Source organism: Nitrosospira sp. TNL300 (genome assembly GCF_055385915.1).
Genome location: NZ_AP041005.1, coordinates 2280197 through 2302103, shown reverse-complemented (window position 1 = coordinate 2302103; position 21907 = coordinate 2280197). Strand labels below are relative to the sequence as shown.

General features: G+C 54.5%; 20 protein-coding genes. 8 read left to right on the top strand and 12 right to left on the bottom strand.

Going from position 1 to position 21907, the window contains the following annotated elements; translation table 11 throughout:
• Positions 1 to 120: 120 nt before the first annotated feature.
• Positions 121 to 1503 (top strand): Xaa-Pro dipeptidase, encoded by a 1383-nt coding sequence (locus ACZ5BW_RS10465; protein ID WP_464539649.1) that lies wholly within the window; start codon positions 121 to 123, stop codon positions 1501 to 1503.
• A gap of 6 nt (positions 1504 to 1509) precedes the next feature.
• On the opposite strand, the gene ACZ5BW_RS10460 is transcribed toward ACZ5BW_RS10465, so the two are convergent.
• From ACZ5BW_RS10460 to rluD, 5 genes are all read right to left on the bottom strand, one after another.
• Positions 1510 to 1998: a hypothetical protein gene (locus ACZ5BW_RS10460; protein WP_464539647.1), complete on the bottom strand. Its 489-nt coding sequence runs from the start codon at positions 1996 to 1998 to the stop codon at positions 1510 to 1512.
• Positions 1999 to 2131: 133 nt separating this feature from the next.
• On the bottom strand, positions 2132 to 3472 hold the full coding sequence (gene rimO / locus ACZ5BW_RS10455; RefSeq protein WP_464539645.1) for a 30S ribosomal protein S12 methylthiotransferase RimO: 1341 nt from the start codon (positions 3470 to 3472) through the stop codon (positions 2132 to 2134).
• Positions 3473 to 3624: 152 nt separating this feature from the next.
• Positions 3625 to 4422, bottom strand: coding sequence for a ZIP family metal transporter (locus ACZ5BW_RS10450; protein WP_464539643.1), 798 nt, complete (start codon positions 4420 to 4422; stop codon positions 3625 to 3627).
• Between the two features lie 147 nt (positions 4423 to 4569).
• On the bottom strand, positions 4570 to 5304 hold the full coding sequence (pgeF, locus tag ACZ5BW_RS10445) for a peptidoglycan editing factor PgeF (RefSeq protein ID WP_464539641.1): 735 nt from the start codon (positions 5302 to 5304) through the stop codon (positions 4570 to 4572).
• A 4-nt stretch (positions 5305 to 5308) separates the two neighbouring features.
• A complete protein-coding gene (gene rluD, locus ACZ5BW_RS10440) occupies positions 5309 to 6364 on the bottom strand; it encodes a 23S rRNA pseudouridine(1911/1915/1917) synthase RluD (protein ID WP_464539638.1) in 1056 nt (351 codons plus the stop codon).
• Between rluD and ACZ5BW_RS10435 the strand changes: the two genes are divergently transcribed.
• A complete protein-coding gene (locus tag ACZ5BW_RS10435) occupies positions 6363 to 7163 on the top strand; it encodes an outer membrane protein assembly factor BamD (RefSeq protein WP_464539636.1) in 801 nt (266 codons plus the stop codon). The genes rluD and ACZ5BW_RS10435 overlap by 2 nt on opposite strands.
• 72 nt (positions 7164 to 7235) lie before the next feature.
• Here the strand turns inward: ACZ5BW_RS10435 and ACZ5BW_RS10430 are convergent, their stop codons facing one another.
• Both ACZ5BW_RS10430 and ACZ5BW_RS10425 read right to left on the bottom strand, forming a co-directional pair.
• Positions 7236 to 7736 (bottom strand): universal stress protein, encoded by a 501-nt coding sequence (locus ACZ5BW_RS10430; RefSeq protein WP_464539634.1) that lies wholly within the window; start codon positions 7734 to 7736, stop codon positions 7236 to 7238.
• A gap of 181 nt (positions 7737 to 7917) precedes the next feature.
• Positions 7918 to 8610: an arylesterase gene (locus ACZ5BW_RS10425; RefSeq protein ID WP_464539632.1), complete on the bottom strand. Its 693-nt coding sequence runs from the start codon at positions 8608 to 8610 to the stop codon at positions 7918 to 7920.
• Between ACZ5BW_RS10425 and ACZ5BW_RS10420 the strand changes: the two genes are divergently transcribed.
• The 3 genes from ACZ5BW_RS10420 to ACZ5BW_RS10410 all read left to right on the top strand — a co-directional run bounded on the left by ACZ5BW_RS10420 (position 8609) and on the right by ACZ5BW_RS10410 (position 13746).
• Positions 8609 to 9295, top strand: a complete 687-nt coding sequence (locus tag ACZ5BW_RS10420; protein ID WP_464539630.1) for an ABC transporter ATP-binding protein — start codon at positions 8609 to 8611, stop codon at positions 9293 to 9295. The genes ACZ5BW_RS10425 and ACZ5BW_RS10420 overlap by 2 nt on opposite strands.
• 121 nt (positions 9296 to 9416) lie before the next feature.
• The gene (locus ACZ5BW_RS10415; RefSeq protein WP_464539628.1) at positions 9417 to 10607 is read left to right on the top strand and encodes an efflux RND transporter periplasmic adaptor subunit; all 1191 of its coding nucleotides are present in this window, start codon (positions 9417 to 9419) and stop codon (positions 10605 to 10607) included.
• A 49-nt stretch (positions 10608 to 10656) separates the two neighbouring features.
• Positions 10657 to 13746 carry an efflux RND transporter permease subunit gene (locus ACZ5BW_RS10410; RefSeq protein ID WP_464539626.1) on the top strand — a complete coding sequence of 1030 codons (3090 nt, stop codon included), beginning with the start codon at positions 10657 to 10659 and terminating at the stop codon, positions 13744 to 13746.
• A 95-nt stretch (positions 13747 to 13841) separates the two neighbouring features.
• Here ACZ5BW_RS10410 and ACZ5BW_RS10405 read toward each other — a convergent pair whose 3' ends face one another.
• From ACZ5BW_RS10405 to ACZ5BW_RS10390, 4 genes are all read right to left on the bottom strand, one after another.
• Positions 13842 to 14048, bottom strand: a complete 207-nt coding sequence (locus tag ACZ5BW_RS10405) for a DUF6632 domain-containing protein (RefSeq protein ID WP_464539624.1) — start codon at positions 14046 to 14048, stop codon at positions 13842 to 13844.
• A gap of 165 nt (positions 14049 to 14213) precedes the next feature.
• Positions 14214 to 15959 carry a tetratricopeptide repeat protein gene (locus ACZ5BW_RS10400; protein ID WP_464539622.1) on the bottom strand — a complete coding sequence of 582 codons (1746 nt, stop codon included), beginning with the start codon at positions 15957 to 15959 and terminating at the stop codon, positions 14214 to 14216.
• 45 nt (positions 15960 to 16004) lie between these two features.
• Positions 16005 to 16310, bottom strand: a complete 306-nt coding sequence (locus ACZ5BW_RS10395; RefSeq protein ID WP_464539620.1) for a DUF4242 domain-containing protein — start codon at positions 16308 to 16310, stop codon at positions 16005 to 16007.
• 57 nt (positions 16311 to 16367) lie between these two features.
• Positions 16368 to 16922, bottom strand: coding sequence for a TetR/AcrR family transcriptional regulator (locus ACZ5BW_RS10390; RefSeq protein ID WP_464539618.1), 555 nt, complete (start codon positions 16920 to 16922; stop codon positions 16368 to 16370).
• Positions 16923 to 16966: 44 nt separating this feature from the next.
• Here ACZ5BW_RS10390 and ACZ5BW_RS10385 point away from each other — a divergent pair, with 44 nt between their 5' ends.
• Positions 16967 to 17338 carry a hypothetical protein gene (locus tag ACZ5BW_RS10385; protein WP_464539616.1) on the top strand — a complete coding sequence of 124 codons (372 nt, stop codon included), beginning with the start codon at positions 16967 to 16969 and terminating at the stop codon, positions 17336 to 17338.
• A 55-nt stretch (positions 17339 to 17393) separates the two neighbouring features.
• Here the strand turns inward: ACZ5BW_RS10385 and metG are convergent, their stop codons facing one another.
• The gene (metG, locus tag ACZ5BW_RS10380) at positions 17394 to 19580 is read right to left on the bottom strand and encodes a methionine--tRNA ligase (protein ID WP_464539614.1); all 2187 of its coding nucleotides are present in this window, start codon (positions 19578 to 19580) and stop codon (positions 17394 to 17396) included.
• Positions 19581 to 19909: 329 nt separating this feature from the next.
• On the opposite strand from metG, the gene apbC reads away from it, so the two are divergent.
• Together apbC and dcd are read left to right on the top strand one after the other, a co-directional pair.
• Positions 19910 to 20998, top strand: coding sequence for an iron-sulfur cluster carrier protein ApbC (gene apbC / locus ACZ5BW_RS10375; protein ID WP_464539612.1), 1089 nt, complete (start codon positions 19910 to 19912; stop codon positions 20996 to 20998).
• Positions 20999 to 21109: 111 nt separating this feature from the next.
• Complete coding sequence (dcd, locus tag ACZ5BW_RS10370; protein WP_464539610.1) at positions 21110 to 21679, top strand: dCTP deaminase; 570 nt, start codon at positions 21110 to 21112, stop codon at positions 21677 to 21679.
• Positions 21680 to 21907: the final 228 nt, after the last annotated feature.

Here is a 21907-nt window from a genome sequence, read left to right as displayed (position 1 = left end):
CGGCTCAGCCTCAGGCCGTCAAATTTAACGTGATGGAGCCGAGGGTTCGGCAAGATAAAGCGGCAGAGGTAATCAGCCGACTGCTTCTGAAAAAAGATCTTTAACCTGCTATAAAACTTTATGGCTGCCCTTTACAGACCTCCATTTTCAGATGAGCTTCGTAATTCCCCGCCAGGGATGAGCAAAACTGCCAATCGGCTGTGCGGAGTGAAAGGGTGGTGCACGCTCGTTTTATCCCTTATCTTGACCGTAACGCAGGTTACGGTAATTTCAGAAGCCCGGGCTGCACCGGAGGCTATTCACTGTGGCAGCCTTCTGGACGTCCGTGCCGGGCGGCTGATCGAAGATCAGGTCATCGCTTGGAACAAGGATGGCGTCATCATTTATGCCGGCCCGGCAGGCTTGTCTCCTGACAGTATTACGCCCATCGATCTCTCGGGCTTAACCTGCCTGCCTGGCCTCATTGACGTCCATACCCATATCACGTGGGATCCGCAAAATTCGGGCTACAAAGGTCTGGGCATTTCAGTTCCGCGCGAGGCTGTGACCGGCGTCAAGAATGCTCGTCTCCTGCTGTTTTCCGGCTTTACTTCCATACGGAATGTCGGCGCATCCCACTATACCGATGTTGCGGTGCGCGACGGTGTCAACGCGGGAGAAATTCCAGGTCCTCGCATGATCGTTTCCGGGCCTCCTCTCACCATTACTGGGGGGCATTGCGATAAGAATCTGCTGCCGAACGAATTCAGCGTTAAAGCTGAAGGTGTGGCAGACGGGCCATGGGTCGTTCGCCAAAAGGTGCGTGAAGTGATCAAATTTGGAGCAGATGTGATAAAGATCTGTGCCTCTGGCGGCGTTCTGAGCAAGGGGGATTCTCCGGGTACCGAGCAATATACGCTCGAAGAAATGCAGGCGATCGTCTCGGAAGCCCACAGGCTGGAGCGGAAAGTCGCAGCACACGCCCACGGCGCGGAATCGATCAAGGACGCCATTCGCGCGGGGGTGGACTCGGTTGAACATTGCAGCTTCATAGATGACGAAGGCATCCGCCTCGCAAAGGAGCGCGGCACCTATCTCGTATTCGACATCTACAATGATGACTACATCCTCTCTCATGGAGAGAAGAACGGCGTGCTACCCGAATCTCTTGAAAAGGAGCGTCAGCTCGGCCGTTTGCAGCGTGAAAACTTTCGCAAGGCATTTCAGGCCGGGGCCAGGATGGCATTTGGGACCGACTCGGGAGTCTACCCTCACGGGGATAACGCGAAGCAATTCGCAAAGATGGTCGAGTGGGGGATGAGGCCCGTCGATGCCATTCGGGCTGCCACTATCAATGCTGCCGACCTGCTCGGCCAATCCGGCAAACTCGGCATCCTCGAGAAAGGCTATTACGCCGATATCATTGCCGTCCACGGTAATCCTTTCGAAGACATTACTATCCTCGAGGGTGTCTCCTTCATTATGAAGGGCGGCAAGGTGTACCGCAGCGATATCGCCAAGTAATTTGGGTTAATGGTGGTCGTGGAAATGTTCTGCTGCTGGACCCCCTGATGGGACATCAGGCTGCTCTGTGACGCGAATCTGGTAAGTGACATGGCAAGTGGAACACATCATCATCGATTCGCTTAATTGCCGCAACGTATGTCGCGGATCTTTCCGGGACTCGGCATCAGCGGCAATTTCGTCGAACGCCTTGTGCACGGACATGCCGAGCTGCATGAATTCCTTTGGCAGCACTGACTGGAGATGATTTTCCCCCTTATGCGCCATGCCCATACCCAGTGCGCGAGCATGCTCTGCTACCGCCACCATGTCTTTCTTAGAGAGGGCCTCGAGAATACGTTGAGTTCCTGATAGCAGGGCGCGCATTTCCGTCAATATATGATCGCGCTGAAGCTCATTCAGAGCGAGAACCTGACGCTTATCGATTTCACTGGCGGTTGCAGTAGCGGCTATAAAAGCCAGTAGAACAGTAAAAACAGCAAAAATCTTTTTCAAGGTGGTCTCCCGTCCGGTTCGGTTTCTACTCACTCACCTGTTATTGGGCCATGATTCCTGCAATCAGCTTTTACCGGGATTATCGCTCTAATGCTGAGCTTGTCAACCGATAGCCACTTGGGATTCCTTACGTTCAGTTGTCGCTGACCTGTCGCGCGTACAGATCGTGTGCATCGGAGCGGGTAACTTCAACCTCAATAAATTCACCCGGTTTTACGTTTTTTGCTTTGTTGATATAAACCACGCCATCGATTTCCGGCGCGTCGGCAGTACTGCGAGCGATAGCCTTGTTTTTGCTTGCGTCGTCTATCAATACCATCATGCGCTTGCCGATTTTGCGAGTGAGGCGTTCAGCACTGATTTTTTCCTGTGTTGCCATGAAGCGCGCCCGTCGCTCTTCTTTCACCTCTTCCGGTACAGGGTCGGGGAGTGTATTCGCCGCCGCACCCTCGACAGGTGAATAGGCGAAGCAGCCAACACGATCTAGCTGCGCTTCCTCAAGAAACTCCAGGAGTTGTTCGAATTCCGCCTCCGTCTCTCCGGGAAAGCCGACAATGAAGGTACTGCGCAGCGTGATATCCGGGCAGACTTCACGCCATCGTTGAATACGGGAAAGATTGTCTTCGGAGTTGGCCGGACGTTTCATCGCCTTCAAAATACGCGGGCTGGCATGCTGAAACGGCACATCGAGATACGGGAGAATTTTTCCCTCGGCCATGAGCGGAATCACTTCATCGACATGAGGGTAAGGGTAAACATAATGGAGGCGAACCCATACCCCTAGCTCACCCAGAGCGCGCGCCAGCTCGGTCATCCGCGTTTTCAGCGGCCTGCCTTGCCAGAAACCAGTGCGGTATTTGACGTCTACTCCATAGGCGCTGGTATCCTGCGAAATGACGAGTAATTCCCTGACCCCTGCATTTACCAGGTTTTCCGCCTCCTCCATGACCTGATGGATGGGCCGACTGACGAGGTCGCCGCGCATCGAAGGGATGATGCAGAAGGTACAACGGTGATTGCAGCCTTCGGAAATCTTCAGGTAGGCGTAATGCCTGGGTGTCAGCTTTATGCCCTGTGGAGGAATGAGACTGGTATAGGGATCGTGCGGCTGGGGCAGATGCATGTGAACCGCTGCCATGACTTCAGGCAGGGCATGAGGTCCTGTCACCGCCAGCACTTGTGGATGGGCTTGTTTGACCACGTCCCCGCCTTCTTTTGCTCCCAGGCAGCCAGTGACGATCACCTTGCCGTTTTCCGCCAGCGCCTCGCCGATAGCGTCGAGTGACTCTTCCACTGCGCTGTCGATAAAACCGCAGGTATTGACGACTACAAGGTCCGCATCCTCATAGGTAGGGGAAGTTTCATAACCTTCGGCACGTAGCTGGGTAAGGATCTGCTCGGAGTCCACCAAGGCTTTCGGGCAACCGAGGGAGACAAAGCCGATACGGGGAGCCTGCTGTTTCAGAGATGCCATTTGATTTGTAATATCGCTTTCCTCAAGGGAAAGTCAGAGTGAGAAGAAGGATGTATTTTTGCAGAGACAAAATATCTGGCTCAGGATTCCCCGGAAGGTTGGGAATGCTCTTCAGGATTTTTGAGGAGGAGAAGGGCTTGAGCAAATGAAGCTCACGCATGATGGGCAAACAGATTTCCGGCTAACCAGATCGAGCTGATGCCGAGCGTGATGAGGGCGACCTGCTTGATGGTCGCGTCGATTTCCGGGCGCTTGTGCAGGCCGGGTATGAGGTCCGACATTGCCACGTAAATCATGGCGGCGGCTGCAAGACCCAGCAGCGACGGAATCAGGTGTCTCATATCCTGCAGCATGAAGTAGGCCGCCATGCTCCCAACCAGGGTGGCCCCGCTGGACAACAGATTGAAAAGCAGCGCCTGTTTCCGGGTATAGCCGGAGTTGAGCAGTATCAGAAAATCGCTGGCTTCCTGGGGGATTTCATGGGCAATGATGGCAATGGCGGTGACAATGCCCAACTGTATGTCGGCCATGAAGGCGGCAGCAATCAGTATGCCATCGACGAAATTGTGAAATGTGTCGCCCAGCATGATCATCATGCCGCTGCGGCCGTGATCGTGCTGGTGTGTTCCGGCAGCGATTACGCTGCGGGTGGGATCATGAACTTCACATTCTTCCGAATGGCAGTGACGCCACAACACCAGTTTTTCCAGAATGAAGAATAGCAGGATGCCGAACAGTACCGTGGCTGTCATTTGTCCCGGGTTTTTCGAAAGCTCCAGCGCCTCCGGCAGTGCGTTGAGAAAAGCGGCTCCCAATAGCGCCCCGATGGCATACGAGATCAACATCTGAACCCAGGAGGCGCGCGTGTTGAGCGTCAGCACAGCAGCGAACAATACGCTCAGGATGCCTCCGAACAGGCTGGTGACGATGATCCAGGCGAAAGTCGACATCGATACTATTAGAATGCGCGGGAAAAGGCGCGATTATACGCTGTTGCAAGCTACAAATTGCGGTGATGACAGCGTGGAGTTGGAGGGCAGAGCTATTCCATTCGGCATATTGTCGCCGTTATTGCTGCTGTTGCTGTACCGGCCGATTTATACCAGCCAGATCAGGGCGGTCATGCGCCCTGTGCTGCCATCACGCCGATAAGAGAAATACCTTGCGGGATCGCTGAAAGTACATTCCCCCCCGCCGTATACCTCGGTAATGCCGGCATTCTTCAACTGCTGCCGCGCCAGCAGGAAAAGGTCTGCATACCATTTTCCCTTATGGGGACCCGGGCGGAAGGCGAGGGCGGCTTCTTCATCGCGCCGGGTAAAAGCCAGGTGCACTTCCTCCCCGACCTCGAAATGTCCTGGACCGATTGCCGGACCGAGCCAGGCCATAAGAGAAGCTGGGTCTGCTCCCATTGCAGAGATGGCCTGTTCCACGATTCCTCCGGCCAATCCGCGCCACCCGCCATGAAGCGCGCCCACCGTGGTTCCTCCCTGGTCGCATAACAGTATGGGCAGGCAGTCGGCTACAAGAATCGCGCAGACGTGACGGGAGCGCTGGCTGAATGCAGCGTCGCCGCAGGAGGGGGACGTACAATCATTGCGGTCGATACTGATTGTGCTCGTGCCATGCACCTGGTTCAGCCACCGAGGTTCGGCGGGTAAAAATCGCCGCAGCAGGGCGCGGTTTTGTTCGACCGCTCCCGTGGCGTCTCCCACATGGGCGCCCAGGTTAAGGCTGGCATAAGGGGCATGACTCACTCCACCGTTGCGTGTAGTGAACAATGCCTTGACATTGGGCGGCGCAGGCCAGTCGGGAGTGATCCAGTCGTTCATTTGTTCATTTGATCATGGCTGGAATTGCATGAGACTCTTTATCATGCGCTTTCTGAAGCATCAGCAGCAGATTGCTCATGTCTTCCGGCAATGGCGCCTCCCACCCCATTCTCTGGCCGTGCTGCGGATGCATCAATTCCAGCCTGTGGGCGTGCAACGCCTGTCGGGGAAAAGTGGCCAACTGCATCGTCGCACCACTGCCTTTTCTTGCTTTGCCGCCATACACCGGATCTCCCACCAGGGGATGGCCGAGAGATTGCATATGCACGCGTATCTGATGCGTGCGCCCCGTCTCCAGGCTGCACCGCAGCAACGTGCAATCGGCAAATTGCTCCAATACCTCGTAATGCGTGCGGGCTTCCTTGCCACTTGCGACTACTGCCATTCTAGTCCGCTGTACGGGGTGGCGGCCCACCGGCGCATCAACCCATCCGTGGGAGGAAATGCTGCCCCAGACCAGCGCCAGATAATCCCGTTTAACCGTGCGCTTTTGCAACTGCCGCACCAGGCTGGTTTGGGCTTTCAGGGTTTTTGCCACTACCAGGAGACCGCTGGTTTCCTTGTCCAGCCGGTGAACGATACCGGAGCGCGGTATGCCGCTCAATTGCGGGGAATGGTGCAGCAATGCATTGAGCAGAGTGCCCTGCCAGTTTCCGCTGCCGGGATGGACCACGAGTCCGGCGGGCTTGTTGATGATAATGATGACATCATCTTCGTGGGTAATATCCAGTGCAATGGCTTCCGGCGCGTGCGCCATTTCAGCAGAATCACAGGCAGGGTAGAGTAGAATCTTTTCCCCACCCCACACTTTCTGACGGGGAATACTACTTGCGCCATCTACGCTCACCCGCTTTTCCAGAATCCAGGACTGGAGCCGGCTCCGGGACCATTCGGACAATAATTGCGCCAGGGCCTGATCCAGCCGGAGCCCGGCGCAATGGCCGGGAATGATCAGTTCGACAACCCCCGCGGCCGATTCGGGCGACGGATGCGCTGGTTCGGGCGCTATAGGCTTTGCGCTATAATGGTTATTCCTTTTTCCTGGCGCCGAACTCATCATGTTACGTAGTGTAGCTTTATTTCTCGTATTGCTGCTATCGGCATGCGGTCTGCTCCCCAAGGAAGTGCAGGACGACAAGTCTTGGTCTGCGAGTAAATACTATACCGAGGCAAAGTCGGAATTGAACGACGGCAATTACGCCGCCGCCATCAAACTGTTCGAAGCGCTGGAATCGCGTTATCCATACGGGCGCTATGCGCAGCAGGCACAACTGGAAATCGGCTATGCACACTACAAGGATGGCGAGCAGGCGCTGGCGATTGCGGCTGCCGATCGTTTCATCAAGCTTCATCCGAACCATCCCAATGTGGATTATGCGTATTACCTGAAAGGCCTGGCGAATTTCAACGATGACCTGGGGTTGATGGGCATCGTCACGGAAAAAATTCTCAACCAGGACATGAGCGAGCGCGATCCCAAGGCATCGCACGAATCATTCGAAAATTTCAAGGAGCTGGTGAACCGTTTTCCCAAGAGCAAGTACGCGCCGGATGCAGTGCAACGCATGAAGCATCTGGTCAATGTCGTAGCGCTGAATGAAATACAGGTGGCCCGCTACTATATGAAACGGGGAGGGTATGTTGCCGCGGCCAACCGCGCCCAATATGCAGTGAAGGAATATCCGCAGACACCGGCCACGGAAGAGGCCTTATTCATCATGGTGAAGGCCTACGACGCCTTGGGCATGACTGATTTGCGCGATGATGCGGATCGTGTCATGAGAAAAAACTTTCCAAACAGCCGTTTCCTGTCCGACTCGACGGGGGCTAGCGGCGAGCCCTGGTGGAAATTCTGGTGATGCCGGCAATGCCGCAGTACTGCAATACCGGCTGAAGCTGTGGAGTGACTGGATTGCAAAACGGAGGCCAGGCTAGGGCGCCAGGGGATCGAGCGCTGATCTCTCCAGTAGTGGCTCCTCGCTGGTTACCTCATCCTGCAGGCGAATGGCGATAACATCGCATTTCGCATGATGGAGAACGCTGTTTGCTGTCGATCCCAGCAGCAGTGCAAGGCCGTGACGTCCGTGCGAACCGACAATAATCAGGTCAACCTGTTCCTGCTCTGCAATGCGGACAATTTCCTGTGCGGGCACCCCCCAAACCAGCCAGCGCTGGCGGGAGCCCACCCCCAACCGGTCAGCCACCTGTTCCAGCTTCTTTTTTTTCGCTTCCAGCAACTCGTAAGCTGAATATTCCTCGAGAGGGACAATGGTTCCATAAGCTATATCAGGCATGGGAATGTTATCCAGCACATGAATAATGCTGAGCCTTGCCTGAAATGTTTCCGACAGATATCTTGCTTTGCGGATAACGTGATTTCCGTGCTCCGAAAAGTCCACTGCCAGAAGAATATGTCTGTAGCTACCGATCATTTTCTTTATTCATATTCGCAGGAACTTACTATTGAATCGGCGAGCAAACAGTACAAACGTCATACTGGCGAGGGCAGTATCCAGTGACGTTCAAGGCACGCCATTATTGGAGCCAAGGTTACATTACCGCAATTTCTGAACAGTGACAAACTCCGCAGGCAAGCTGATCCCAGCCTGGGCCTCACCGTGCCCCTGGAGAGTCATAAGCAAGCGGTGGTGAAGACTCCTGGGGAGCCTCGAGCATCGTTTTCAACACTTTCCAGACATTTTCCACGATTTTTTCCTGGGCACCAGCGGTGGGATGTATTCCATCCGCCTGGAAAAATTCGCGTTTGTTACCGAAGCCATCCAGCAGGAACGGCACGAGTTTGATGTCGTGGCGTTTGGCGAGCCGAGGGTAAATATCCTGAAACTTTTGGGTATATGTTATGCCATAATTTGGCGGCAATTGCATTCCGGCCAACAGTACAGTGGCATTGTTCCGCTTGCAGGCTTCAATGATGGCTTCGAGATTGTCCCGGATGGATTCGATGGACGCTCCTCTCAGCCCGTCATTACCTCCCAACTCGACAATGACGATGTCAGGACGATGGGTCTTGAGCGCTTTCTCGATCCGGTTGCGTCCTCCCCATGCGGTTTCGCCACTGATGCTGTTATTGATCAGATATGTCTGTGATTGCGCTTGCAGCCGGTTCTTGAGCAGATTGACCCAGCCTGCATCCGGGGGCAAGCCATAACCGGCGGACAAGCTGTCGCCGAATACCATAATGGTCGTGGTCCCGGAGGTGGGGGCAGGCCCGGGTGTCACGGTTGCGCCCGAAGCGGGGGTAAAGAAAGCCGATACCAGACAGAGAATAACCAGGAAATTTTTCATGACAGATAATGTTGTAGTACGGCCCATCGTGCAGGCAACCGGATTGACCAAGCAAGTGAGTACCGGCGACGAACAACTCACCATTCTGGAGAACATCAATTTAAGCGTAAATGCTGGCGATTCCGTCGCCGTAGTAGGAGCGTCGGGTTCAGGAAAATCGACATTGCTGGGGCTGTTAGCAGGATTAGATACGCCTTCGAGCGGTAAGGTTCACCTTGATGGCGAGGATATTTTTCTGTTGGACGAGGATGCGCGCGCGGCCCTGCGCGGACGCATGCTGGGATTTGTCTTCCAGTCATTTCAATTGTTGCCGGCGCTCACTGCGATCGAAAACGTGATGTTGCCCCTGGAGCTTGCAAATATGCCGGATGCAGGCAGCGCGTCGCGCGAATTGCTTGAACGAGTGGGGCTTGGACAGCGTCTAAGGCATTATCCGCGTCAACTCTCAGGAGGAGAGCAGCAGCGTGTCGCCATTGCGCGCGCCTTTGTTACCCAGCCTCAACTGGTATTGGCGGATGAACCGACAGGCAATCTTGATTCCGCGACAGGCGCCCAGATCATAGAGCTCATGTTTGAACTGAATCGCGAGCGGGGGACAACGCTCATTCTGGTAACACACGATGAAGCCATTTCCAGCCGCTGTGCAGGGAGAATACGGCTTGCCGGAGGAAAAATCGTGGATTGAAGAAGCAAGAAGTATCTCACCGTACGCGCAATTGATAAGACGGTGCTTCCCGCTGTACTTCTTGGTATGCTCCTCTCCCTTTCTGGATCATAATTCGATCGCATTCGGTCAAGTCTCACTGATGGAAGCTATTTCTGAAATAAAAACGGCTGCACCTGTCCGGCGCCTGAGAGTCACAATCCTTGGTCTTATACTCGCACTCCTGATAGCAGGGGCCTGGGTGTGGCGTAGCCCGAGTGGAGCGACCGATGCGAAGAAGAAGACTTCGGAACCCACGCCGGTAATAACAGCGGTCATCAGCCAACGGAATGTACCGGTGCAACTCGCTGCCAACGGTACCGTGTCTGCGCAGCAGACGGTGGCCGTGCGGCCCCAGCTGAGCGCAATGATCAGCGCAGTGCATATCAGGGAAGGCCAATTCGTTCGAAGGGGTGAGCCGCTTTTCACGCTCGACGCGCGCACCGAGGATGCCAATGTACGCAGAACCGAGGGGCAACTGGCGAAGTCACGCGCCGATCTGAGAAATGCGGAACGTAATCTTGAACGCCAGCGGGAACTGTTCCGGCAGAATTTTATTTCGCAGGCGGCCCTGGATGTGGCGGAGAATCAGGTAGATGCGCTGCGCGCCCAGCTTACAGTCGATGAGGCTACGGCTCAGGCAAATCGGATCGCGCGCGGTTTCAGTGAAATCACTGCCCCGATTTCTGGCCGTTCGGGCGCCATTTCGGTATACCAGGGCAGCCTGGTGCAGCCCAATGATGCTTTGGTGAACATCACCCAGATCGATCCGATCAACGTCAGCTTCACTTTGCCGGAACGCGAGTTCATACCTTTGCAGCAGGCTTTTGCGAAAGGTGAGGTACCGGTAATGGTGGAGTTGAATGGGCCACAAAAACAGACGAGAACCGGCCGTCTGATATTTATTGATAATGCCGTCGATACGGCAAGCGGTACAATTCGTCTCAAGGCAGAGTTTCCCAATGCAGACAGGCACCTGTGGCCAGGCATGTTTGTCATGGTGTCGCTCGCGCCGCAGACTCTGGCCCATGTCCTGACGGTGCCAGTGCAGGCCGTGCAGAACGGACCGGAAGGAAAATTCCTCTATGTATTAGATGAAACTGGAAAGGTAAAGCCTTTTTCGGTCGACGTGCGCCTGGTACAGGAAGGGTTTGCGGTAGTAGAGGGAAAGACTATTACTTCAGGGATGCATGTGGTCGCGGAGGGGGCGCAGAATCTCCGTCCAGGCAGCGCCGTAACGGAGGCGAGTTCCATCAAGACCGGTGCCGGGCCAGCGGGTAGAAACCCGGGATGAGCAAATTCTTTTGGCAGGGCAGGTCTGCAACCCGCATTAAGTCAGTGCGATGAATCTCTCGGAACTGTGCATTCGCCGCCCGATCATGACGGTGCTGCTGTCAGCCTCGGCTATTCTCGCCGGCATTGTGGCTTACGGTAATCTGCCTATTGCTGCCCTTCCCAGTTATGACTCGCCCACCATTTCGGTGACAGCGGTATTGCCGGGCGCCAGTCCCGAGACAATGGCTTCCTCGGTAGCCACGCAACTGGAGCGGCAATTCTCGACGATCTCCGGTCTTTCGGTAATCAGTTCCACAAGCACGCTTGGCAATACCGCGATTACGCTGGAATTCGACCAGAGACGGGATATCGACAGCGCGGCAATTGACGTACAGGCGGCCTTGCTGCGAGCCGAGCGCGCCCTCCCGGTCGAGATGACGTCGCCACCCTCGTATCGCAAGATCAATCCTGCGGAGTCATCCATCATCTTTCTTGCACTGACATCGCCTTCGATGTCGCTGCCGGAACTGAACAGTCTTGCCGAAGACCTGATTGCTCCCACTTTGTCGACGCTGTTGGGTGTTGCGCAGGTCCAGATCAACGGCCAGAAAAAATATGCCGTACGTATCCATGTCAACGCGGAAGCACTTGCTGTCCGCAATCTGACTCTGGACGATATCGCCACTGCGCTGGGCACCGCCAACGCCAACACGCCGATAGGCACTCTCGAGGGTCCGCGCCAGACGCTTACCATTCAGGCCAATCGCCAGCTCGGAAATGCGGCTGCCTTCGCGGATCTGATCGTGGCGACCTCTGACGCAGGCAATCCCGTACGTCTTTCGGAAGTGGCGCAGGTTGAAGACAGCGTGCAATCGGTCAAGACCGCAAGCTGGGTCAATGGCGAGCGGGCAATAACCTTGTCGGTGCAGCGTCAGCCGGGTGCGAATACGGTGGCGACCGTGGATGCTATAAAAGCCGTCCTACCGGCGCTGGTCGCGCAAATGCCTTCATCGGTGCAGCTCAGGCTGATCAGCGACCGCTCGGTTTCGATCCGCGACTCGATTCATGATGTACAGGTGACGCTGGCGGTAACGATCGTACTCGTTCTGCTTGTGATTTTCCTGTTCCTGCGCAAGGCTTCCGCCACGCTGATTCCAGCGCTGTCGCTGCCGATCTCGCTGCTCGGAACCGTAGCGATGATGTATCTGCTCGATTACAGCCTGGACAATATTTCGCTGCTGGCAATCACGCTCGCGGTCGGTCTGGTGGTGGATGATGCCATCGTAATGCTGGAGAATATCGTTCGCCATATCGAGAGGGGTATGTCGCCCTTGCAGGCGGCTCTGGTGGGGTCGAAGGAGGTGAGTTTTACCATCATGTCGATTTCCCTCTCGCTGGTGGCCGTCTTCATTCCGATTTTCTTCATGCCGGGGGTAATCGGCCTGCTTTTTCACGAGTTTGCAGGGGTAGTGGGGATTGCCGTCATGATGTCGGCGCTTGTCTCGCTCACGCTGGTGCCGGTGATGACAAGCCGATATATCATCCAGCACGAGTCCGAGAGCAGAAGCCTGAGGTGGACCGCCTGGTTCGAGCACGGATTCATCCGTATCCTGGGGGTCTATGAACGCGCCCTTGATCTCGCGTTGCTTCATCGCCGTACCGTGCTCGGCATTGCCATGGGCACCTTCATTGCCACGGCAGGCTTGTTCGTGATCTTGCCCAAAGGTTTTTTCCCTACCGAGGATATCGGCCAGGCGCTGATCACGGTGGATGCGGTTGAAGATATTTCCTTCCCGGCCATGACGGAATTGTTGCAGCAAACGGGGGAAGTCATAGGCGCCAATCCGGCGGTCGATACGCTCCTCGTCAATGCGACCGAAAGCAATAGCGCCCGCTTGTTCATGACCTTGAAGCCGCGGAGTGAACGTCCTCCTCTCAACAAGGTAACGGAAGATTTACGGCGCGAGGTGAGTACCATTCCCGGTGTCAACGTTTTCATCAATCCCATGCAGAATCTCAGGCTGGGAGGGCGCACCAGCAAGAGCCGTTATCAGTACGTCATGCGCAGTGTGCGTGCGGAGGAGTTGCGCGGTGCGGCGGAGGGTCTGATGGCGCGCATGCGTGTAGATCCGATATTCCGCGATGTCACCAGCGATTCCCAGTTGAAGGGCCTGCAGGCGCAACTCAATATCAATCGCGACAAAGTCAATCTCCTGGGCGTGCAGATGTCCGATATCCGTTCTCTACTGTATAGCGCGTTTGGTGAGCGCCAGGTGTCGACGATCTATACCTCTAGCGACAGTTATGCGGTTATCCTGCAGGTAGCCTCGGAGGACCGCGCTGACGAGAGTGCGTTCGATAAAATCTACCTGCGCGGCAAGAACGGTATGCTGGTGCCACTCTCCAGCGTCGCATCGGTTGAACGCCAGGTGGGACCCCTTGCGATCAACCACTCCGGCCAGCTCGAGTCGTTGACCATCTCATTCAATCTCGCGCCCGGGGCCGCGTTGGGGGAAGCCTCTGCCCGAATAGAGAAGTTCAAGCGCGAACTGAATGTGCCCGCCAGCATTCTCACGAGCTATGCGGGCGATGCGGCGGCATTCCAATCTTCACAGGCAAGCCAGGTGATACTCATCATCGGGGCGTTGCTTGTCATCTATGTTTTGCTGGGCGTGTTGTATGAAAGCTATATCCATCCCCTTACGATACTTTCAGGATTGCCATCGGCTGCGGTTGGAGCCCTGGGAATGCTATGGCTGTTCAATATGGAACTATCGATCATCGCCATGATCGGCATCCTTATGCTGATCGGCATAGTCAAAAAGAACGCAATCATGATGATCGATTTCGCGCTCGACGCCCAGCGCAACGAAGGGATGATGCCGCAGGAGGCGATCAGGACTGCTTGCCTGCTGCGATTCCGGCCAATCATGATGACGACCCTGGCAGCCCTCATGGGCGCGCTTCCTATCGCCCTGGGGTTGGGAGCAGGCGCGGAATTGCGCCAGCCGCTGGGTTTGGCCGTGGTAGGGGGACTACTGTTTTCTCAGGTGATCACCCTGTTCATTACACCGGTAATCTATCTCTATCTGGACAGGTATTCCGGCAAAGGACCATTGAAGCTCGAGACGGAGGACCTGGCGGGACAGCAGGCGTAGATCGTATCCATCTTTTCCCAGATCGTACCTCGAAAGGTGGGTTGTGGCGGGTTGTCGGATTCCGGGCACCCCCGATGCACGATGCCTGTCCCCTGCTATTCGGGTTCAGCCGTTTTTCTGTGCTCGAAATCAGCGTACATAGCGATGATCATGAGGGTGTAGTGCGAGTGCCCTTGATCCACGCCCCAGGTCCAGCCTGATGGCCACAGCCCAAGCATCAAGGGGCCGAGAGCAACCAGAAAGAAAAAACCGAAGAGGTTGAGTGCGATGCGCAAATACTTAAGGCGAGTGTCGAAGGACATGATGAGCTCCTCATGAAGGATGAAACGCGAGCGATGAGACTCGGTAAGCTCCGAGACATTATCCTCCGAAGTTGAAGGAAACAACCAATTTGAATTCACTATGACTCGAGAGCGAGAACTAAATTCTCTTCATATCATCGGACAAGCGGTTATCAGGGGCTTTCGCTATCGGCCCATGTGCGGGGTTGTCAGCTTTACATCAGCATGCTCCCATGCCTTTTTGAAGCGTGCCTCAATAACGCCCGCCTCGGCTTCCTTTTTCTGAGCGCGTAGGGCCTGCAGCAGCCCGAAAAGAGCCCAACCACTGTCGCGGTTGCGTTGCAGGTCGTTCCAATAGACTGTCTCTGCTTCGTCCGGATATCCCGCCTCCAGCAGGACGGTGCCTAACGCGAGCCGTGGCGGATAGTGCCATTCAGCGGGTTCCGTATAAACCAGCGCATCCTCGTAGCGGACTGCGCGTTCAAGATGCGCTATGGCCGAATCGAATTTGCCGCGCGCGGCGTCAATTTCACCGGCCAGCACTTCAGGAGCGATCCTGAGGACTGTCCGCGGCGTATTCTTGGAGAAGAGCGCACCATCCAGGCTTGGGTCTTTCATGATCTCGCGCAAGGTTCTCAGTTCCTGCTCGGCTTGGGAGAGACGTCCGGTTGCGACAAATGCGAGACCCCGGACATAATGCCAGCTCCCCTTGAGGAATGCGTTCGTGGCGGGAGGCGAGGGCTCATCAAGTATCTCCTGCCAGCGTCCGAATCTCGCGAGAGCCCAGTAGGGTGTCATGCGGAACACGGCAGTCAGGGGCATTTCCTTCAGCATGGCATCGTCTATCCTGCTGGCGGTCTTGCGGGCGGATTCGATTGCGATTCTGCTTTGACCGCTTGCCGTGGCAGAAAACGAAAGAAAATGGATGTTATGCGGGTAGTAGGCCATCGGGTACAGTCCCTGTGCCTGGCATTGAGCGATGTAGTCCTCGTCGGCCGTTATTGCCAACCGGTTGCTTTTTATCGCGTCCCCATACCGTCCCACCCGCTGATAAATGTGCGACGGCATGTGTATCATGTGACCCGCTGCAGGCATCAGCGGGAGCAGGACATCTGCGGCTTTTTCCGCTCGCTCGGGCGTGGCCGTGGGCTCCATTAGATGAATTTGCATGTGCAATGCGGCGGGATGTGAGGGATGGCGGCGCAATACTTCCTCGGTCAGTCCCACAATTTCAGCCGTTCCCTCATGGGGATGGCCGTCCCGCATCCAGTATCCCCAGGGACGAAGGTCCATCACTGATTCCACATAGAGCATTGCGATATCAGGGTCAGCGGGAAAACGCCGATGTACCGTCCGCATTGCTTCAGCATAAGCCTTGTCATTTGCCGCGCGATCCCCGGAACCGCCCGAATAACGTTTCTCCAGCGCGCTGATCAGCGCCTGTTCCCTTTCCGAGACCGATCCCATCAGCGATTTCGCCTTTTGCACCAGCTTCAAGGCATCGGGTTCATCGTTGGGATCCATGGGTGCATTGATGTTGGGGCCCAGTACCAGCGCCTGACCCCAGTATGCCATTGCCAGTGCGGGATCGAGTCGTGCGGCTTCGCGGAATGCACGTCGTGCTTCGGCATGGTTGAAGCCATAGGCCAAATTGATGCCCTGATTGATAAAGAGTTGTGCTCTTTTATTTCGCGTGCTGACTGGGAATGCATGATTGCCGAGGTTCTGCAACCTGGGTGCCAGTTGCCCATCCGGCCCTGGGTGGTTCGCCATGGGTGAAGCTTCATAATGCTTGTGGTTTGATCCCTGTGCCGCAGGGGCTCGGGTTTGCTCGCCCACAGCCGAGTCACGCGCTTCTGAGGACGGGCAAAAGACGCTTGTCCCAGCCAATACCAGTCCCATCATAAGGGAATTAAAAGCACGAGATTCCATGTACATCTCCTTAAAAGTATTTTTACAGTTGGGCGGTTTCTTACTCTATTGCTCGAATTCCGCGCGTTCGTTCCAGCAACTCTCTGCCGTGGTGGGATCGATTGCAGACAGGATGCGGGAAACACGATTTGCAGGAAAATCGCCTTGTTCGGCGTGGGCTCGTATGGCCATCTCATCGGGTGCAATATAGATGCAATAGACCTTGTCACCGGTCACGTAGCTCTCCACCCACTGGATCGGAGATCTCATTCTGGCCAGCACGCTGCATGACTTCTCTGAAATGGCTTGCAGATCCTGGGCGGTAAACGAGCCTGCTTCGGGGATTTCACGTTCAATGATGAATTTGGGCATTTATATCTCCTGCTTCGGTTTAAATATGACTGGTCGTCTTAATAAAAGAGAAAAAAATTAGCGGGATGCAGATGTAAGAGGCCTGAAAAAATCTCCGAGCAGATCCTGACAGCATTGCCTGACAGGTCCGGGCGATTTTTCGATCTTCGCTCTCAGCAAGGCCCCCTGCCAGGCATTTATCAATAAATCGGCCATCTCCCCCGCTGATTTGTCTGCCCTGACCGTGCCTTGTTGCTGAGCCTTGACCAAACCGGATTGCAGCAAATCCCGATATCGGGTAACAGCCGTCTGGAGGGATTGCTGACAAAGAGGACTGGTATCACCGATCTCACCCATTAAATTCCCAAGGAGGCAGCCACCCTTGAAATCGTTTTTCTCCAGCTCCGCGACAAGCTCATCAAAATAACACTGTATTGCACCCAGTGCGTCGGTTTCGGAGCGTTGTAAATGAGTCGTCAGCTGGGTGATAAAAGGATCGACGTAATGCTGGATGACCTTGGCGCCAAAATCTTCCTTGCTGTCGAAATAATTATAAAAAGAGCCTTTGGGAATATTTACCGCATCCAGAATTTCCTGGAGCCCGGTGCCGTGGTAGCCTTGGCGCATGAGCATGCTTACACCCTGATTCAACAGGTTGTCCCTGCTCGCTTCCTTTTTTGCAGATCGCGTCATGTATTAATAATACGACCGGTTGTCTTGTTTCGTCAACTGTTCTTGGCTATGCTCATGCAGCAAAGATATACGGAAATCAAAAGTTCGAGATCGATCCTGTCAAGGAAACGCTTATTTACTCGGGCTTTGAGCGGATTGTCATCTCGGTTCAGAGTCAGGAATACGATATTCTGGATGTGCCAGCCTTCGCGCGAGGGTTGGTGTTCAGTCCTGTCATCGAGGAAATCAGAGAGCGGGGCGGAGTGGAGCCGGAGGAGATAGTCGCGGCATTGGCGGAAGCGCTGAAAAGAGAGTATGGTTCAAACCCCACGCGCTATCCAATGCAGGCCATACTGTTCGAGGCGGGAAAGCCTTGAATTGCAATCTCTGTCACACTTCGCCAAGTCTGTCAGGTCCAGGAATCCATCCTCGTCATTTCACCTTCATTCCAGGGCGTGCGCCTTCATCGGGAGAAAGCAGATAAGGACCGTCACCATCTCCGGCGGCCAGCACCATTCCCTCGGATATGCCGAACTTCATCTTGCGCGGCGCGAGGTTGGCAACCATGACCGTCAGGCGTCCCTTGAGTTGCCCGGGATCATAGGCTGATTTTATGCCTGCAAATACTGTTCGCTGTTCCGAAGCAATATCCAGGGTGAGCTTGAGCAGCTTGTCCGCGCCCGGCACATGCTCCGCATCGAGGATTTTCGCGACCCTAAGATCAATTTTGCCGAAATCCTCGATGGAGATGGTCGACGCACCGGCTTGGCCTGCTTCTCCTGCTTTTGCAGGCGCAGGTGTGGCGGAAGAGTTTTTTTCCATGGTTTCTAAAGCTTGTGCAGCCTGCTGTGACTTTGCGGGCGCCAGGCTTTCCTTGTTTGCATTGGTAAGCATTTCGATCTGTTTTGGATCAATCCGGGTCATCAAGTGCTCGTAATCGTTGATCCGATGTCCCTCCGGCAATAATCTGTGCTGCGAATTCGCATCCTTCCATGTAAGAGAATCTAATCCCAGGAACTGCTCCGCTTCCATCGCAAGCTTCGGCAGCACGGGTTTCAGATACACCGTCAGCATCCGGAACATATTCAACGCGACACTGCATACTTCATGCAGTTCCCTGTCGTTCCTGCTGTCTTTCGCCAATACCCAGGGTTTCATCCGATCCACATATTGGTTGGCCACATCCGCCGCCGACATGATTTCCTTGATCGCTTTGCTGAACTCCCTGCGCTCATAGAAATTTGCAATGGACATATGACGGCCGAGGAAAGTATCTCCTTCCCCCAGTTCGCAAAAAAGAAACTGGTTGAACCATTTCCGGCTCGTTTCCGAAATGTTGTGCGTAAGCTTGCCGCCGAATTTTTTGATGATGAACCCTGCGCATCTGCTGGCAATGTTGACATATTTCCCCACCAGATCGCTGTTCACGCGCGCGACAAAATCCTCGAAGTTGAGGTCGATATCCTCCATGCTGTCGTTGAGCTTGGCAGCGTAGTAATAACGCAACCATTCTGGATTCAGACCTTGCTTCAGATAGCTCTCAGCGGTGATGAAAGTCCCCCGGGATTTGGACATTTTCTGGCCGTTGACGGTGAGAAACCCGTGAGCATAAATCTGAGTAGGAGTGCGATATCCCGAGAATTCCAGCATCGCCGGCCAGAACAGGGCGTGAAAGTAGAGAATATCCTTCCCTATGAAATGCACCATTTCCGTATTGCCGCCAGGACGCAGGAATTCGTCGATTTCGGCCTGGGTTCGCTGGTTCTGCTTGAAGTAATTCTTGAAACTGCCGAAATAGCCGACCGGTGCATCCAGCCACACATAGAAAAATTTCTTTCCGCCGGTATGTGGAATAGGGAAGCCGAAATAAGGCGCATCACGCGAGATATCCCAATCCACGAGGCCGGTTGAAAGCCACTCGTTCATTTTATTGGCTGCTTCAGGTTGAAGTCGGGGCCTCGTTTCCAGAGCAATGCCAGACTGAGCCGGAATCGATTCAAATATCCAGTTTTTGAGGAAAGTCTCGCAGCGTATATCCGAAAGCTTGAAAAAGTAGTGATTCGAAGCGCGGCGCTCCGGCTTGGCGCCGGAGACGGCAGAGTAGGGATCGATGAGGTCAATGGGCGAATAGGTGGCTCCGCAAACCTCACAGGAATCTCCATACTGGTCGCCGGCATGACACTTGGGGCATTCGCCCTTGATATACCGATCCGGCAGAAACATCTGCTTGACGGGGTCATAAAACTGTTCCACCGAACGTTTGGCAATCAGATCCCTTGCCCTGAGCTGGCGGTAGATATCTTCGCAAAACACCTGATTCTCAGGCGAATCGGTAGTGTAATAGTGGTCGAAACCAACATGGAAGCCATCGAAATCCGCCTTATGCTCGTGCCATACGCGGTCTATCAGTTGCCGTGGGGTAACGCCTTCCTGTTCTGCGCGAAGCATGATCGGCGTGCCATGCGCGTCGTCCGCGCAAACATAATGCACCTCGTGCTCTTGCATTTTCTGGAAACGAACCCAGATGTCAGTCTGTATATACTCCACCAGATGACCGAGATGGATACTGCCGTTGGCATAGGGCAGGGCCGAGGTGACGAGGATTTTCCGTTTGTTCATCAAGCGATTAAGAAAGGGATTCGAAAAGATGCAAAATGACAATTGTAACAAACTGTGAGGCTTGCGGTCTTTGGGGCTGACGAAAAGGATTTCTCAGTGTCCTGTTCATTTCTGTTCACCTTGCACCAGCGGCCTTGACAGATCGTTCCGAGCACCGCCCGGCTGATAAGATGAATTGAGTGAACGGGGCAAATGCGTTCGAGAGTGGAGCGGCAATTTCCACCCTGGAGAGGAGCGAGTACTTCATCCTCATCGGCAAGAGTTCGCGAACCCTGGATATTTGTTAATATTCGAGTCATCAGTGGCCCCAGATCAAAGGAGTTCAAAAAATGGCTATCACAGAACAGCAGATATTGGCCGCACTCGGGGAAATTACCGATCTCACCACGGGCAAGGATTATGTAAGCACCAATGAGGCGCGCAATGTCGTCATCGAGGGCAATAATATATCGCTGGATATTGTGCTCGGTTATCCGGCAAAAAGCGTGATGGCGAATATTCGCGCCCAGGTGATCGAGAAGCTCAAAGCCATTCCCGGAGTTGGCAACGTAAATGCCGATGTCTCAAGCAGGATCGTTTCCCACGCGGTGCAGCGCGGTGTAAAACTCATCCCCGGGGTCAAGAATATCATTGCTGTGGCCTCCGGCAAGGGTGGGGTAGGCAAGTCTGCCACGGCAGTCAACCTTGCGCTGGCGCTGGCTGCCGAAGGCGCTTCTGTCGGGATACTGGATGCGGATATCTATGGTCCCTCGCAACCGCAAATGCTGGGCATTACCGGCAGGCCCGATTCTCCCGATGGCAAGACCATCGAACCGATGAGAGCGCATGGCATTCAGGCCATGTCCATCGGGCTTCTGATCGATGCGGAAACGCCGATGGTATGGCGCGGGCCCATGGTTACCCAGGCACTGCAGCAGTTGCTGACCGATACCCGGTGGGAAGAGGTGGATTATCTCATTGTGGACATGCCGCCGGGAACGGGCGATATCCAGTTGACACTTGCGCAAAAAGTGCCGGTGACGGGAGCCGTCATTGTCACGACGCCTCAGGATATTGCGCTGCTCGATGCGCGCAAGGGTTTGAAGATGTTCCAGAAGGTAGGTATTCCCATAATTGGCATCATCGAAAATATGAGCACGCACATTTGCTCGAACTGCGGGCATGAAGAGCATATTTTTGGCGCGGGCGGCGCGGAAAAAATGTGCAGGGATTACGATGTGGAATTGTTGGGAGCGCTGCCCCTCGATATAAAAATTCGCGAACATACCGATTCCGGCAGTCCGACAGTCGTTGCAGAGCCTGACGGGCGAATAGCGGAAATTTATCGCAGTATCGCGCGGCGCCTCGCCGTGAAGATCGACGAACTGTCACTGGACCATTCCGCACTGTTCGCCAGGATCGTGGTTGAGGATACCTGATCCCCGAAACGGAAGGATTGGCATCTGGAAGGGGAGCGGGACTGCTTTGCCTGCCTGCTCTCCGGTTTCCCCGCCTGTACATTCTATTTACCTCGCATTCCTTCTTTCAACATGACAATCAAGTCGGATAAATGGATTCGCCGCATGGCGATGGAGCACGGCATGATCGAACCGTTCGAGCCGAACCAGGTCAAGCATGCTCCTGACGGACACAAGATCGTTTCATACGGCACTTCGAGTTACGGGTACGACATTCGCTGCTCGGATGAATTCAAGCTGTTCACCAATATCAACTCCGCCATTGTGGATCCCAAAAATTTCGATTCCAACTCCTTTGTCGACGTGAAAAGCAACGTCTGTCTTATTCCGCCTAATTCCTTTGCGCTTGCCCGCACAGTTGAATACTTTCGTATCCCGAGAAATGTGTTGACCATTTGCCTCGGAAAATCCACTTATGCCCGTTGCGGCATCATTGTCAACGTCACTCCCTTCGAGCCGGAGTGGGAAGGTTTCGTTACGCTGGAGTTTTCCAATACCACGCCTCTTCCCGCAAAGATTTACGCGAACGAGGGAGTGGCCCAGGTAATCTTTTTCGAATCCGACGAGGTCTGCGAGACCTCTTACAAGGACAGGGGGGGGAAATACCAGGGCCAGCATGGAGTGACGCTGCCAAAAATCTGAACGTCATACGTTCTTCTCTTTGCGAAAATTGCTCATCTCACTTACTTGCGCGAGCTTCGGGCAGCGGGACTGAACACCTGAATATTGATGAGCATTGCCATGTTCCGGGGGCGGAACTTTGGGCTGAGCAATGGGTCTTTTCCTCATTCAAAAAAACACTTGATTCCAGCGGAATCAAGTCTATAATCCGCATTTTTTTACGTTATCAAACTGAAGGACAGGAGGTCA